The organism is Microcoleus sp. D3_18a_C4 (genome assembly GCF_036702415.1).
Classification (GTDB): Bacteria; Cyanobacteriota; Cyanobacteriia; order Cyanobacteriales; family Microcoleaceae; genus Microcoleus.
This window is the reverse complement of sequence record NZ_JAUBTI010000016.1, coordinates 7,668-23,632: the sequence shown is the minus strand read 5'-3', so window position 1 is coordinate 23,632 and position 15,965 is coordinate 7,668. Positions and strand designations below refer to the sequence as shown.

Below are 15,965 nucleotides of genomic sequence, written 5' to 3'. Positions count from 1 at the left end.
TTTGCACAACTCATTGATACGTGCTATATACCATTGACGTTGAACAGAGAAGGCGGTACAATTTTTATTAGGGGTTTCTTGGCTATCTCTTCCGCCGACTGTGTAAGTCCTGACTGCGACGAGTGTAAGGTAGAGCTGCCAATCTACAAAGAAAAAAAATTGAAAAACCTTGTTAAAAACCAATGCAGCCAGATTATCAAAAATCTCCCAATTTACCTCTCGTCTCAGTCATTATCCCTGCATACAACGCTGAGCCATTTATTGAAGAAACTCTGAAATCTGTTCTAGCTCAAACTTATCCAGCAATTGAAGTTTTAGTAGTCGATGACGGTTCCCAGGATCGAACCCCTGAAATTGTCGAAAAAATTAGCCAAAAAGATGCTCGCGTCCAGCTTCTGAAACAGCAAAATGCTGGAGTCGCTGCTGCTCGAAACTTAGGAATTCAGCAGTCGAGAGGAGAATATATTGCCCCCATTGATGCCGATGATATTTGGTATCCTGAAAACATAGAAAAACAAGTTGAATGTATGTTGGAGGGAGGCGAAGAAGTAGGGGTGGTCTATTCGTGGACAGTAGACTTAGATGAAAAAGGATTGCTAACAGGAGGATTCCGGTCTTTTAGAATTGAAGGTGACGTGTACGCTACCCTAATCTGCCACAACTTTATAGGAAACGCGAGTGCTTCTATGATCCGTCGCAGTTGTTTGGAAAAGGTGGGGGTTTATGACAAGACATTGAAGGAAAGGAATGCTCAAGGCTGTGAAGACTGGGACTTATACCTGCGGATAGCAGAGCTTTATCAATTTCGAGCCGTGTCGGAATTTTCCATTGGCTATCGCAGAATGTATAACACTATGTCTACCAACTATACGACAATGGCGAATTCTCAATCTTTGATGCTGCAAGCTGCCAAGCAACGGCATCCCGAAATTCCCGATTTCCTGCACCGATTATCTACCAGTAATTTTTTGCTGTACTTAGCGAACCAAAGCAGCCGCAACGGCCGCGATCGCACCGCGCTCTTTTGGTTATTCCAAGCTTTAAAAACTGAGTGCATCTCACCCTTATTGCGTTCTGGCTTTTACATAGTATTGGGAAAGAGCCTTTTAAACCTATTATCCCAGTCTGGGAAACATCAGGATGCTCTCGATGCACCTGTGAGAGTAGAAGATACGCCATCCTCTGAGAACCAACAGATCGGCCGGGAGGTGTTGATAGAGATCCGGCGCAAAAAGATCGAATTAATGGTAACGATAGGGAACATTTTTCACCGCTCAATTTCCCTCATTGTCAAGCGAAATCAACCAAATATTGACACGCTCCCTCAAGTGAACATTAGCGCCACTCCCCCGACAGAGGCAGAGTTGTCTTAATGAAAAAAGAAATTAAGACTATTAAAACGTAATTACGCACTGCAACGCAGTGGCGGTGAGCAGTTACCAATTTTTCAAACGATACAGCACCGGCTCAGTATTAAAATTTTTTCCGAAAACTGGTTGCAGCGGGCCTTCGGCACTTGTCAGCCAAGATAGAGCTTTTCTGGTAGCTGCGTTTGTCCCAGTCAGGGGCCCGAATCCCACAGTCCTAATTTTATTTCGCCGTAGATTGTCAATCCATTCCGAAAGTCGATCGGCTCTAAACGGCACATATAAAACTTGTCTGTCCAAATTTCTCCCGTAAAACAGGTAGCTGCGCGAACTTAAAAAGAAGCCTATTCTTTCATCTGGTACTGTATTTTTATCAATATATTCGTAAATACCGCGATACAGTTCTGTGCGTGCGAAATCTCGCTTTTCCCTCCAATTACCAATTACTATCAATCCTATACAGACACCAATTATCACTATGTAAATCGATTTTTTGCGGGTGGGAAATAGATGATTCAGCCATTCTAAGCCAGGATTGATTTTCCACAATATCGCAGCCAGTGTCACTGACACAATATAAAATATCGGAGATGGTAATATATCTGGCCAACTGGGGCCTAATATTTTTCCGATAGTATTAATAGCTTCTCTTGGGTTAGACTTAAAATTGTCAATCAATAAACTCCCCCAAACAATACTATCTCCGGTGAAAGAAGCATTTTTAATATAATCAAAAAGTGTGTTGCTAGTAATTCCGAACAAACCACTAACCAACACCACTATCAGAACAACTAGATTTGGAGTTTTTATCCGAGTTGCTGTAGCTGCGGCGGCGATGGCGAGTACGCTTAAAAAGGGAAAGCCGTATCTGAGATTAAAACCCAGTAAAGGGCTGAGTTTACCGATCGAATCTCCCGCCGTACCGGACGTGTAAGGTGTAATTAGATACAGAATTCCTGTGCTGGCGAGAAGTATTATTAAAATAATATTATTTTGATTGATTATTCTGGCTTTACCCTGGATAAACACCAGAGGTGCTGCCAATACCTGAAGCGCGATCGCCAGAAAAGGCAGTTGCAATCTAATGATAATTTGTAAGCCGACAGTTTGCCAGTGGGAAATATTGGTGGGATTAAATTGAGCTGCTAAAGTGCTTTGCCAAATATTGAAAGACGGCGAAGCTGACGGCGCAGGCTGGGTAGGTGTTGCTTGCTGTACGGGAGGTGTTGGCGCAGGTACGGGAGACGGTAAGGAAAAAGGCTGTAAGGGAACTTTAAGATCGCCGACTTCGCCGAGAGGATAATTGATTTGCAGCAAGTTTCTCGTATACCAAAAACCTCCTAAAAGCAAGCAACAAGCTATGCCGCAAACTAACACGGGTTTGATAAAGTGGCGAATTCTAAATTGAGTTGGTGTGGAATTTTTATTAACCGCGAAGTTTTTAATTTCTAATATTGCTAATCCTCCTAAAAGTGAGGCTGTATAGACTATTCCCGTAATTTTTATTCCGGCTAGCATTCCTGCGGCTGCCAAAAATAGGGAAAGTTCGGATTGCGATCGGCTGCTATGATAGGATAAACCCAGATACAAACCCGCTGTAAATATTGCAGCTAGCGGTAAGTCTGGGTGAATAGTGTTAACTTGGTTGAGCACCATCGGTACTGTTAATACTAAAGATGCTGCTGCCATGCCGTGAATTCGGGTGGCTCCAAATTTTACGCTCAATAGATATACGGCAATTCCCTCAATTACCCAGGCAATTAGCAGGGGAAAAGCTGCGATAAAATCTTCTCTGAAGGGGAGTACACACAAAGCAGATAAAACGTGCCAATTGTAGGGATATACTTTAGCTTGCTCGTGTTCAAAAATCCAATTTCCGGCGACATCTAATAATGTAAATGAATGGGTTTGATACCATCGGGCGATCGCAGGCAGGTGAAACCACAATGAGTCATAATTGGTTGTGGGTTTGCTTGCTAGAGTTTTCCACAGCAAAAATCCTGCAACAGCGGTGGCAACAATAATTAGGAATTCTGATGGGCCCAAAGGTTGCTTTAGTTGGGGAATCTGCCACTGCGAGAAGGTAAAAGTTTGGTGGTTTTTGGTATAAATCAGGATGAAGCCGATCGCACAAATCAGAATTTCTGCTATAATCACCGCAGCAATATTTAGTCGATCGGCACTTCCTAAAATCAAGCCGATACAAACTTGTGCAACGCTCCATCCCGTCAGGAGTACGAGGAGAAAATGGGGAAATGAATAGTTATTGTTTTCTTTCTGATTCTCGAAGGCAAGAGACAAGCTTAAGGGAATCGGCCCGACTACAATAATCAGAAATAAAATTAATTCCCACAAATGCTGCGCTATTAGCATAAGCTGCAAGTTACCATTTTTTATGAGTTTTTCCTCGTTACCCGAAAGAGCCTGGTAACGAGGAAAAGCAACGAACACGCGATCCCGTTGCACAAAACATAAATTTTCTTGTGGGGAGTAGGGGCTGGGCTTTTCCACCGTTCCACAAGAAAATTAATCTACGCAATCCCCAATTTTTACCTGTTAGCTTGCTTCTGAGGTTTGGGTTTGACTGCTTCAGAAGCTTTGGGCTTAGAAGTGTCAGCTTTTAACAGTTCCGGGAATGGCGGCTGGAGGTTGTGAACTTCGATGTCCATTCCCAGCGGCAGAGGTGGCAACTGGGGCAGATCGTTTTCCAAATCCTTGAGTCCGCTGGCGGTTTGTATTTCCACCATTTTCGGCATTTGCGGTACTTTGGCGGTTTCCAAACTGCCGATCATTTTTGCCAGAGCGAATTCTAGCTGAGAACCAGGGTCGATCGCCACCCAACCCTGGTCAGTCATTTGCCGAACCTCGAAGTGAAGGTGAGGCCCTGTAGACATTCCCGTACTGCCGACGCGGCCGATCGTCTCTCCCTGTTTCACGAACTCTCCCGGTTTCACAAAGAGTTCCGAAAGGTGAGCGTAGAGAGTTTCCTGAGAATTTTTGTTGTGGTTGAGAACCACCGTCAAACCGTAGCCACCCAACCAATCGGCGATCGCCACTTGACCCGCATAGGCTGCCAGTACGGGCGTTCCCATCGGGGCTCCCAAGTCAGTTCCGGTGTGAAACCTGCCGTAGCCCATAACCGGATGAGTCCGCCACCCAAACGGCGAAGTAATGGCCGAAGCAATAGATAGCGGAAACAGCAAGCTGGTGTTGCCATTTCCGGGCACGCCTGGGGGACGCGGCGTGAGATTGTAGTAAGCAAAACCGGTATTGCTGCCGCTGCTGACACTAACCGCACCGACTTGAACCGGCCCGAGTCCCATGCTGGGCGCTGGAGCGCCGCCGCCGTAAGATGCCGATCCGGCATAATATCCAGCGTCTGCGGAGTATCCAGTGTCTGCCGAGTAGCCGATGTTAGCCGAGTAGCCGATGTTAGCCGAGTATCCAGTGTCTGCGGAGTATCCTGCGTTAGCCGAGTAGCGCGGGGCTACGTAACCAGATTCCGGCGGGTTGGAACCCCCCCAAACCTGGCTGCCTATTTGTTGAACGGCTTGACCGAGTTTACTGACAGGATTCCCGCTACTATTTCCGGCAACAGTTCCCCGAACCTCGCCCGGAAGGCTTTCTGGCAGATTTCGAGGAGGAGGGGCTGCAATATAGCCGTCGTCTGCGATCGGAGTTTCCTGTCTGTAGCTGGGTTCTGCTGCATCTGCCGTCACCGGCTCGGAAATAGGAGGAGGCGCGCACAAATCGCCACCTCCTTCGCAGCCGTTCGATCGTTCTGCAAACTCTATTCTGGTTGGCGCTTCGTACTCTTGGTACTCGCTGGTAGCGCCAATGCTGTAGTCTGTTTGGTCGATTTCAGCGTGGGCTGGGTTAACTGGCGCTTCAAAAGGCGGCTCTTGGGCCGTCGCTTCTGGCAGGGGAATCAGCGCGGGTTCCGGCAGATAATATTCGGTGGGAGGTGGTTCGCTGGCGTACTCAGGCTCTGACGGCGGTGCGGCATCGAAAGGCTCGGACGGCGGAACTTCTGCCTGCGGTTCAGGGTAGGGTTCTGGCGACCCTTGGCTGAATTCGGGTTCCGGGGGCGGGAGAGGAGCTTCAAATAATGGCTGGAGGTCTGCTGCGCCGGGGACGGCTTGTTCTGCTGGCGGAATTTCGGCTTGGGCCCAAACTAAGCCTTTGCTGAGCAGTCCCAGACTGGCAAGACAACCCAGTCCCACCAGCAGTGAGCGATCGGACAAAAGGCGCGATCGAGTCCGGGCGCCTGTAGGGTTCTTTTTTTGCTGTTTGGTGTTCAAATGGGCTGTTATTTGCTTGTCTGGAACTGGTTTCACGATTTTTTTTCCCAACTCAACAGGGGGCACAAGGATCTCGAATTGACAACTCCTCGGCCCGAAGGCACGAGGATTCTTGGTTCATTGGGACTACTCATGTAGCTAGCCCTCCCCAAAATTCACTGCGATTTGCCCAACCGCTGTATATCCACGCTGCAACACCACCTGCGCGGCTGCAACATCTCGATTCGTTTCATAGCCGCACGTTTGACATCTATGCACCCGTTCGGATAGTTCTTTTTTGCCTGTATGGGTTTGACATAAGGGACAAGTTTGACTGGTTCGGTTCGGGTCTACTTTTGCAAAGTATGCACCTCGCTTAAAGCAAACATGACCCAAGATATTCAGGAACTGACCAAACCCTGCATCAAGCGTGTGCTTGCTCATCATTCCGGCTGACATTGCTTTGAGGTTCAAGTCCTCAGCAAATATTGTTTGGGCCCAGTTACATAAATGATGTGCGGTCTTGAAATGAAAGTCTTTTCGACTGTTCGAGATGTATTCGTGGTGCTTCGCTATTTGGCGATCAATTTGACGAAACTTTCTAGAGCCTTTTTTCTTGCGCTTGAGTTGACGTTGCAGCAATTTCAGCTTGCGTTGTCCATCCACAAAAAATCGAGGTCTATCAATCAATTCACCATCAGAAGTTGCCAAAAAATGTTTTAACCCTAAATCAATCCCTAATCCATGCCCTGAAGGTGGGGCTTGAGGCACTGCGACATCACATTGCAAACTGAGCATGGCTACGTAACCTGAAGCCCTCTTAACAACGCGAATTTGCTTGACATCAAACCCTTGAGGGATTGGACGCGACAGGTGCATTTTAACTAACCCAATCTTGGGTAGGTTGACCCAATCGGCATTATCAAACCGTATAACGGATTCTAGATTCAATTGAGGGAACACAAATGAGCGCATCCGTTTTTTGAATCTAGGAAAACCGTGTCCTCGTTCCCACATCGCCACAAACGCTGCCTCTAGTTGGCGCAATGCCTGCTGCAATACATGGGTGTGAGGCAGTTTCAACTCAGGAATTAACTTCTTTGCGATTGCCAATGATTTGCATTGGCGGGCAAATGTTGGACGCGGTGCATCAGCAGGGATCATGTATTCCTGCTTAATGCTGCACGAGTTGATCTCACACTTACGAGAATTAACCCAATCTTTTCGTTCTCGCAATCCAAAGTTGTAGACCTTGCGGCAAATATTGAGCCACAGGTCGAAAGTCTGGCGTTGCGCGTCGGTAGGAATGAGCTTGTACTCGTAGGTGAGATTTAACATACAACCATTGTAGAGCCAACATGAATAAATGCGGTGCTGTTTATTCAAACACCTTGCTTGAGAGATTCCGAACCGAAATTCCCCCTAGAAGGGGGAGGCTTGTATCCCCTTTTTTTGGTCAGGATCGAATGTATGGCAATCCTTGTCTTTATATACAGGCTTAACTGATTTTACCGGGCTTGAGGCAATTTTTTCTGCACATCGAACAAGCTCAAATGCTTTACGCATTCAGTCGCGATCGATATCCGGTTTTTTTGAGCCCGATGGCACTTGCCTAGAAGTCTGTGACGGCCACACTGTTGACATCCACCCAGGCGTAAACGCACGGGGATTCCTCAACCTCACGATTCAGGTTTCTGCTTCTGTCCCTTACGGGGTTTCGCACCAGCCTTAACAGATTTACTCTGTTCAGGTCTTACAGTCGCTCCACAGACTGACACGGCAAGCCCTGCCGCCAAAATATTTTTTGCCGCATTAATATCTCGGTCATGGCGCGTCCCGCAATTAGGACAATCCCATTCTCGGATATTCAACGGCATCTTGTTAACGATGTGTCCGCAATTACCACACCGTTTTGAACTCGGAAACCATCGGTCAATCTTAATTAAAGTGCGACCGTACCAATCGCACTTGTAGTCAAGTTGTCTGACTAATTCCCCCCAACTTGCATCACTTATAGAAGCGGCAAGTTTAGGGTTTTTAACCATATTCTTCACAGCTAAGTTTTCTACGGCGATGGTTTGGTTTTCACGCACCAACCGCGTTGTTAACTTGTGAAGATTATCTTTCCTTGCATCAGTAATTTCTTGATGCACTTTCGCTACTTTAAGCCGTGCTTTGTGACGGTTGTTGGACCCTTTTTGTTTGCGATTTAAAGATTTTTGCGCTCTTCTAAGTTGGCGATATTTTGCCTTGAATCCTTTGGGATTGGCAATCTTTTCGCCAGTGCTATAAGTGAGCAAGCTTGTAACTCCCAGGTCGATACCGACTTGATTATCTGTTTTGGGTAATGCTTCAATTTCAACATCTACCAGCAGAGAAACTGACCACCTACCTGATGGTGCAAGCTTTACTGTAATTGTTGATGGTCGGCAACCATCAGGTAGTGTCCGGCTCCAGCGAATGGGTAACGCTTCTGTGCTTTTTGCTAGGTAGACTTGTCCATCTCTGAACTTAAATGCTGACTTGGTAAATTCTGCACTACCACCGTTGCGTTTCTTTTTGAAGTTAGGATATTTTGCCCGCCCATCAAAAAAGTTGGTATAAGCCGTTTGTAAATGTCTCAAGCATTGCTGTAATGGCACACAGCTAACTTTGTTCAGAAAATCTAGTTCTTCGGTTTTCTTCCATTCGGTTAACATTGAAGAAGTCTCAGCATAGCCTACCCGTTTCTGTTGTGCGTACAAAGCTTCCGTTCTTGTGGCTAAAGCACGGTTGTAGACCAAACGAACACAACCCAAAGTACGTCGCAACAAACTTTCTTGTTCCGGCGTTGGGTAGAATCGATAGCTGAAGGCTTTTAGTGTCATGCTGACCTTAAGTACGCTGTTTCACATACTAGCACGTCTAATGTGAAATGGTAGAGCTTAACAAAAATTCATGTAAAGCCTTCCTAAAAGGACGGGGTTTGGGCCCTCCGCTTCGCTCCGCCCATTTTTTTGATGATTCGCTTGAGTAAGGATAGGTTTCATGACTGTAGCTGGCGATCGCTTGACAAATTTTCCTGACTCTGAATGCGCTGGACAGCCTGACGGTATCAGTTGGGACTGGCAGAGTTCTGAAGGCTTGCCCTATCTGACTTGCAGCTTGCTTTCTCGCTGGTCTCACGGCTTTTTTACTCGCGATTTCTCGCCCCAGGGGCCGATCGAGCTGACGGAAGTTCTCGAACCGAAAGCTAAGGTTTACCGACTCCAACAGGTACACGGCAATGCGGTACTCAAAACCACTGAGTTGTCCCCGGTTGTGGCTCCGGGCCCGGAAACCGCTGCCCCAAGCTATGCTGAGGCTGATGGCTTGGTTGCCGAGCGAGAATTGGAGGCGCTGTGGGTTTGCTCCGCTGACTGCGTGCCGGTGCTGATTGCTGACGATCGCACGGGACTGGTTGCGGCAGTTCACGCGGGTTGGCGCGGGACTGCTGCTAAGATATTACCAGAGGCGATCGCTCAACTTGTGGCACAAGGCAGTCAACTAGAAAATCTGAAGATTGCTATGGGGCCGGCGATCGCTGGAGAGGTTTACCAGGTATCTGTGGAAGTGGCAGCGGAACTGGGAGCCACCATTGCTCCTAGGAGTGCCGTTAGTGCGACAGGAGACGGCATCTGCGAGTTTTTGCATCAACTCCCCGAAACGCCTGTCTTAGCCGATCCCGAACCGGGAAAAGTACGCTTGGATGTTCGCATCTGCAATGCTCTGCAATTGCAGCAGTTGGGAATCGATATTTCTCAAGTGGCGATCGCTCCTTTCTGTACTTATTCTGACTCGGCTCGCTTTTTTTCCTACCGCCGCGATCGACTTAAAAAAGTCCAGTGGTCGGGAATTGTGAGCGCCAGCAGGACAAGTCCCTTCTGAGGGCATTTGGCAGAAGGTAAAATTTTAGACGGCCCAGATAAAAATAAAAATCTTTGGATTCATTATTTTTTATTTACGAATGCCAAATGCCTTCTAGTTTCTACCTTCGTAAGGTTTGCTGGTTCCTGTTTTAAAACACTAAAAACTAGCAGCAAAACTTTTGGGAAAGCGGCAGAGCTCCCGCCCCGCTTTCCTCTCTTGTTAAGATTGCTATATAACGAGAGTCTTCAGCGGGTTATTACAATGAGTGAGCCAACTCCCTATCAACTTCTTGAAGTCGATGAAGATGCTTCCTTTGATGAAGTGCAAGAGGCCCGCACGCGCCTAGGCGAGCAGTACAGCGGTGACAAGAAACGTTTGGAATTGATCGAAGCAGCTTACGATGCGATCCTCATGGATCGCCTGCGGCAGCGACAGGAAGGCAAAATTAAAGTACCCGAACGCATCCGCTTTCCCGAACGGCTGACTCCCCCACCCCCAACCTTTACTCCCTCTCCTCCGAGTGGCAGCCCAGCTTGGTTGCAGCGGTTAATCGATACTCCTAGCCGATCGGACATTTTGTGGCCGGCTGGGGTGTATGTGGGGTTAGGCGGACTGAGTATTTATCCGGCGGCTAATGATGGTTTACTACAGTTGACTCTGGCTCTTGGGGTCGGCTGTTGTCTTTATTTTGTTAATCGCAAGGAACAAAAATTTGGTCGGGCTGTGCTGCTGACTGTGGCTGGCTTGGTTATAGGCTTGTTGCTGGGAGGCTTTTTGGGTTCTTTGGTCAGTCCGGCATTTATAACAACAGAGAAATTTATCGCTTTGTTTACGTTTTTAATTCTGTGGCTGGTCAGCGGTTTTCTGCGATAGTCAGTTGTCAGTTGACAGTTGACAGTTGACTGTTGTCAGTTGTCAGTTGTCAGTTGTCAGTTGTTCACAGTCATCAATCATTAGTCAAGCATCAACTGTCATTAGTTATTGGTAATTGTTAATGGGTAATTAGTAATTGGTAATTGGTAACAATCAACTAACTACTAACACCTAAAACCTACGAACCAACCAATAACAATTAACCAATAACAATAATTAACCACTGCCAACTGTCAACTGTCAACTGTCAACTGACTACTGACTACTGACTATCTAAAATAATCTCAACTGCTTCACTCAAATTGTTAGCAATTAAATCCGGTTGGTGCATTTCTAGTTGGGTGCGATCGCGAATTCCGCACAAAACACCAATTACCTTGACGCCGTGCGTTTTTGCTGATATAATATCGGCTTCCGTATCGCCCACCATCCAAGTGTCAGAAGCCGGCGGCAGTTCGGCGAGAGCTCTTGCCATCAACAGGGGCTTATCTTTGACATCCCCGGTTTTAACGTAATCGTTGGGGAGGCAATAGCGGCGGTTTTCCGGGAAAAAATGCCCTAAATTGCAGCGGTTGAAGGCTTCATCTAGTTCCCTAACGCGGCGCATGGTCATCACCGCTAAGTCTACTCCAGCGCCCTGCACCTTTTCGAGAGTTTCCAGAGCGGTGGGAACTGGTCGATCGTAAATCATGTAGGGTAGGGTGTGGACGGTTTGACGGCGTTTCTGGGCAAAATCGCGGGCTTGGGCAGCGTCTAATCCTGAGAGGATGGCGATTTCGGTTTCGGGAACCCGCGCGCGCTTCATGTCCCAAAACTCTGCCTTGGGGAGTTCGCGCACTGGTTGCCCCTCACGTTGAGTCTCGGCCAGACAATACTGGTAAACTCGGTAGTAGCGATCGGACACGTCCATGATCGGGCCGTCAAAGTCGGTAATAAGTCTCAGCATTTAGCAGAGTATTTTTAAGCTTTTATACAAATCTTTCGATACTATATCACTTAAAGGTAACACTTTATTTACAAAATTTGACACAAATACCCTGGGGAGGTAAGGTCTATAGGAATGGTGCTAATTAAAGCAAACATTTGAATTAAACTGTGCTGTTCCTCAACTTGAGCGGTTGTCAGCCATATCGGGGAATTTAAAATGAAAATGTGCCGCACAAATAGTGTAAACCGCTACATCTTGTTCATAAATTTCAACCTCAATAGAGGCTGATTTTGACTGCGCTTTCTCAAAAAAAGTGGGTTCAATTAATATTTTGCCCCATTTTTAAAATAAGCAAAAACTGCTTGGAGAATCCAAAGTGTACTGTTTGCATAAATTAGCCAGCGGTAACAAGTGATGACATCTGCCAGTATAAAAATTTCCCTGAGAAATCGCAGCCAAACAACAACTAACTTTACCGGCTAACCTTTGAGAGAGATGCTCTACAATAACGAGATGCTTCCAACATTAACTGTAGAGAGCAGCCCCAGAAGTATTAATATTCTTCTTTATAAGCTGTTATCCTTACGCAGGATTGAATACCTCACAGTCGATCGGGAACTCAAGATTAAAGAAATATCTTTGAAAGTGCAAGATTTTGCCTACATTCATGAGGAAGTAGGCGAAGGAAAAGACGTGCGCGATAGTTTTCCCGAACTGATCGGAATTGAAGGAATCCTTGAAGATATTATTGAAGAACGACAGCAAGACTTTCAGTTAAAATCAATTAGCCGAGTTCTCGAAGACGGATCTTATTTGTATCTAAATTTGTACATTTTTGGTTATAAGGGACAAGCCACTGCTGACAGATTGATTATTTTATGCGAAGATGTGACAGATAGCATAGGATCTCCGCCAACCATCGTTCAGGCTGCCAACAAAACAAGTATTAAAGGTGAGAACTTAGCTGCGGCTGGCGATTATATTGACAAAATCATTAATTCCCTAGGGGATGTTTTGTTCGTAACAGGAACATCGGGCCAAATCAAAAAAGTGAATCAAGCTGCACAGCAATTATTTGGATATACCGAATCGGAATTAATCGGCCAATCCATATCCATGATTACGGCTGAGGAGGAATTGTTACGCAAAGTCAGCCAGCTACCTCCTGCACTTAAAAGCGAATATTGGCCTCAAGTAAAAGTAACTTGCCAAACGAAAATAGGTTTAAAGCTGATTGTTGCGTTTTCATGCTCTAGTTTTGAGACAAGCACAGGAAGCCCGGATGCAGATAGCGAGGTTATACAAGATTTTGTATATATCGGCAAAGACATTACCAAGCAACAACGCATAAAAAAGTGTCAAGAAGCACAGTATGCTGTTACTCATATCCTATCAGAATCAAGTTCTCTAGATAATGCAACTCCGAGAATTTTGCAAGCTATTTGCCAAAGTTTTGGGTGGGATCTTGGCGAACTTTGGACGCCTGCAGAGGCGGAGGAAGAAACTAGATTGGGTGCGGAAATAAAATCGGAAAAAGAGTCACTTTGGTGCCTGCCGCTTTGCTGTCCGATCGCGGAAACTCGTTGTTGGCGGCGGGGGGTAGTTTGGCAGGCAGCGGAGGAAGTTAGGGAGTTTGCCGAAAACAACGAGCAGATTACTTTGGCGGCGGGTGAGGGTTTGCCCGGAGCAGTTTCCAAGAGCGGTTCTCCGCAGTGGATTACCGATCTTGTGGGCGATCGCAATTTCGTGCGATCGCACTTGGCCCAGGAAGCGGGACTGCGATCGGGATTCGGTTTCCCCATTCACGCTAGGGGCCAAGTTGTAGGAGTAATGACTTTTTTTTGCCGGGAAGAACTGCCGCCCGATCAAGATTTACTTCAGATAATAGCTGTGGTAAGTTCTCAATTAGGAGAATTTGTCAAGCGCAAATATGCAGAGCAAGAATTGTACGAAGCTGAAGCTTCAATCCGATTTTTGTACGAACAAGAAAAACGGCAAAGTGAAGAATTAGCTCGGCAAAATTTAGCTTTAGAACAAGCTAAATTAGAATTACAAGCAGCTAACATGGAATTGCAGCGGCTCGCTTCGGTGGATGGATTGACTCAAATTCCCAACCGCCGCTGTTTTGACAAAAAATTGGAGTTAGAATGGCAGTTGATGGAGCGAGAAAAAGAGTCGCTGTCTTTAATTTTGTGCGATATCGATTTTTTCAAACTTTACAACGATCGTTACGGGCATCAAGGAGGCGACGAATGTTTAAAACAAGTAGCCGAAATTTTAGCTAACAACGCTCAGCGGGCAGGAGATTTAGCCGCCCGCTACGGCGGCGAAGAATTTGCGGTAATTTTGCCGCGAACTGATGTGCAGGGAGCCATGCGGGTACCTGAAGCAATTCGCAGCGATTTGAAAACGGCGGGTATTTTTCATGCTGCTTCCAAGGTAAGTGAGTTTATAACTCTCAGTATGGGGATCGCTAATGCTGTGCCTGCTGCTGGTTTATCGATTGAGGGGTTAATTGGACAGGCCGATCGAGCGCTGTATCGAGCTAAACTAGAAGGGCGGGATCGGATAGTTTGCCTAGACTTGAAAAGAGAATTTCAGGGCCCGAAAGGAGTATTTTCTGATGATTGTGAGAGAAGCTAAAATCGCTGACGCACCTGCAATCGCACGGGTTAATCTAGATACTTGGCGGACAGCTTACCGAAAAATTGTACCAGCAGATTACCTCGCACAGTTATCCTATGAAAAGCGAGAAAGCAATTGGCAAGAACTCCTGGTAAACGCAGAAAAAAGTAAAAATTTTGTGTGCGTTGCGGAGAATGAATCGGGAGAAATTGTGGGTTTTGCTGCCGGTGGTTGCGAGCGCACCGGCAAATATATATATAAAGGAGAATTATTTGCCATCTATATTTTGGAGGAATATCAGCGTCAAGGAATCGGGCGGCAACTCGTGAGAACAGTTGCCACAAAATTGGCAGAATTAAGTTTGAACTCGATGCTGGTTTGGGTACTAGGAGACAATTCAGCCTATAGGTTTTATGAATTATTAGGAGGTGAAAAAGTAGACGAACAGCAAACAAGTAGAGCAGGAGTTGCACTCAAAGAAATTGCCTACGGTTGGAAAGATATCGCAGTGCTGATTAACACGCCTGTATGACCTAAAAAGTGGAATTTTTGTCAATCATCTATCAAACTTCCCCTCTTCATTTGTTCGCGTTCAATTGCCTCAAACAAAGCTCGAAAATTCCCCGCCCCAAAACCTCCAGCTTGCACCTGTGTGCCGTTAACTAAACTAACTCGGCGCTCAATAATCTCGAAAAAGAAAGTCGGTTCTGCAAAAATTGGCTGGGTAAATATTTGCAGCAGCATCGCTGCGGGAGTATCTTCTTGCCAATCTGCCAAAACTTGACAAGCTGCAATTGCTTGCCAATCTGCGGGCACATAGTTTTGCCGCTGCTGCAATTCGGAGTAGTATGTTGGAGGAACCGGCAGAAAAGGCAAACCGCGCGATCGCAAATCGGCAACAACCCCCACAATATTATTAGTTTGCAAAGCCATGTGCTGAATTCCCGGCCCCCGATTTGCGCTCAAAAACTCTTGAATTTGAGAATTAGCTGATGCCGGTTCATTAATCGGGAATTGCACCCCACCTTCAGCGTGCACCATAACTTGGCTCCGCAAAGCCGATTTCTCAGTCTGAATGTCAAAATTTTGCTGCGGTTGAAAACCTAATATTTTTTCATACCAACTAACAGCACTTGACAAATCGCCCGATTCAACATTTAACACTACGTGGTCGATTAGGGTAAACACCGGCAGCTTAGGAGAAGCCGATAGCAGTGAATGGCCGCCAATTCGCTCAACGAGCGTGTGGCTTAAATCTCCCCAACCAGCGATTTTTGCCCGCTTAAAATAGCCTCCTTCGTTTAGGTCTTCTTGAATCGGTTCCAGGATTTTAGCGCCTTCGGCCGCCGCTCTAGCTACCGCCAATTCGATATTTTTTACCCGAAAACCCACATCGGCAATTCCTGGAGGGTGAAACTTCAACCAAGTAGCAGCGGGACTAGCGGGTGTCAGGGGCGAAGATAAAACAAAACGTACATTGCCGCTGCTGACAACCTCAGTTCTAGTGTGGCTGTTGGCATAACCTGCCGTTGATTGAAAGCCTAAGCGGCTGACAAACCAGTCGCGGGATATTTTAGCATTTTCAACGTAAAAGTGAATGCGATCGAACTCCATAATCAATAATTGAAAATGGAAACTGAAAAATGGAAAATCTGCTGATTTTCAAGGTCAAACTGCCAGGTAGGGACTGAGTAATGGAGATGTTTCATACTTTTTATTGCGCGCCCACTTAATAATAACCTAAAGATTGAATATCCTAGCTCCCTCTGAAGGCAGAAATAAGTCGGCACTTAAAAGAAACCCGTTGTCTGCGATAACTTAGGTTTGACCGCTAGACCTTCGCCAATAGGACTAAGGCAAAAAATGGTTTGACGTGCTACTTATATGGGTAAGGTGCGGCAGAAGAGCACTCTACATAATTAGGTGCTGTGCAAGTTCTCAAACCTAAAGATATGATAATTTTTCGGGGCTTGAGGCGCCGCTGTCTTCTGCCTTCAAATGACA

At 46.3% G+C, this 15,965-nt stretch carries 11 protein-coding genes; 5 read left to right on the top strand and 6 right to left on the bottom strand.

The genetic code is table 11. The annotated features are described in order from the left end of the window. Positions 1 to 182 precede the first annotated feature (182 nt). A complete protein-coding gene (locus QUB16_RS10510) occupies positions 183 to 1,373 on the top strand; it encodes a glycosyltransferase family 2 protein (RefSeq protein WP_333315891.1) in 1,191 nt (396 codons plus the stop codon). Between the two features lie 63 nt (positions 1,374 to 1,436). Here QUB16_RS10510 and QUB16_RS10505 read toward each other — a convergent pair whose 3' ends face one another. The 4 genes from QUB16_RS10505 to QUB16_RS10490 form a co-directional block, all read right to left on the bottom strand. Next, a complete protein-coding gene (locus tag QUB16_RS10505; protein ID WP_333315890.1) occupies positions 1,437 to 3,833 on the bottom strand; it encodes a hypothetical protein in 2,397 nt (798 codons plus the stop codon). An 83-nt stretch (positions 3,834 to 3,916) separates the two neighbouring features. Next, positions 3,917 to 5,704, bottom strand: a complete 1,788-nt coding sequence (locus QUB16_RS10500) for a peptidoglycan DD-metalloendopeptidase family protein (protein WP_333315889.1) — start codon at positions 5,702 to 5,704, stop codon at positions 3,917 to 3,919. 102 nt (positions 5,705 to 5,806) lie between these two features. After that, positions 5,807 to 6,985 (bottom strand): transposase, encoded by a 1,179-nt coding sequence (locus QUB16_RS10495; RefSeq protein ID WP_333315888.1) that lies wholly within the window; start codon positions 6,983 to 6,985, stop codon positions 5,807 to 5,809. Positions 6,986 to 7,326: 341 nt separating this feature from the next. Continuing rightward, the gene (locus tag QUB16_RS10490) at positions 7,327 to 8,514 is read right to left on the bottom strand and encodes an RNA-guided endonuclease TnpB family protein (RefSeq protein WP_333315887.1); all 1,188 of its coding nucleotides are present in this window, start codon (positions 8,512 to 8,514) and stop codon (positions 7,327 to 7,329) included. Between the two features lie 160 nt (positions 8,515 to 8,674). Here QUB16_RS10490 and pgeF point away from each other — a divergent pair, with 160 nt between their 5' ends. After that, the gene (gene pgeF, locus QUB16_RS10485) at positions 8,675 to 9,553 is read left to right on the top strand and encodes a peptidoglycan editing factor PgeF (RefSeq protein WP_333315886.1); all 879 of its coding nucleotides are present in this window, start codon (positions 8,675 to 8,677) and stop codon (positions 9,551 to 9,553) included. A gap of 243 nt (positions 9,554 to 9,796) precedes the next feature. Next, a complete protein-coding gene (locus QUB16_RS10480) occupies positions 9,797 to 10,408 on the top strand; it encodes a CPP1-like family protein (RefSeq protein ID WP_333102270.1) in 612 nt (203 codons plus the stop codon). A 262-nt stretch (positions 10,409 to 10,670) separates the two neighbouring features. On the opposite strand, the gene QUB16_RS10475 is transcribed toward QUB16_RS10480, so the two are convergent. Next, positions 10,671 to 11,354, bottom strand: a complete 684-nt coding sequence (locus tag QUB16_RS10475) for an HAD family hydrolase (RefSeq protein ID WP_333315885.1) — start codon at positions 11,352 to 11,354, stop codon at positions 10,671 to 10,673. A 495-nt stretch (positions 11,355 to 11,849) separates the two neighbouring features. On the opposite strand from QUB16_RS10475, the gene QUB16_RS10470 reads away from it, so the two are divergent. Together QUB16_RS10470 and QUB16_RS10465 are read left to right on the top strand one after the other, a co-directional pair. Further along, on the top strand, positions 11,850 to 13,979 hold the full coding sequence (locus QUB16_RS10470; protein WP_333315884.1) for a diguanylate cyclase domain-containing protein: 2,130 nt from the start codon (positions 11,850 to 11,852) through the stop codon (positions 13,977 to 13,979). Continuing rightward, positions 13,960 to 14,493 carry a GNAT family N-acetyltransferase gene (locus tag QUB16_RS10465; RefSeq protein WP_333315883.1) on the top strand — a complete coding sequence of 178 codons (534 nt, stop codon included), beginning with the start codon at positions 13,960 to 13,962 and terminating at the stop codon, positions 14,491 to 14,493. Before QUB16_RS10470 ends, QUB16_RS10465 begins: the two co-directional genes overlap by 20 nt. A 20-nt stretch (positions 14,494 to 14,513) precedes the next feature. Here the strand turns inward: QUB16_RS10465 and hppD are convergent, their stop codons facing one another. Beyond that, positions 14,514 to 15,575 (bottom strand): 4-hydroxyphenylpyruvate dioxygenase, encoded by a 1,062-nt coding sequence (gene hppD / locus QUB16_RS10460; RefSeq protein ID WP_333315882.1) that lies wholly within the window; start codon positions 15,573 to 15,575, stop codon positions 14,514 to 14,516. Positions 15,576 to 15,965 lie beyond the last annotated feature (390 nt).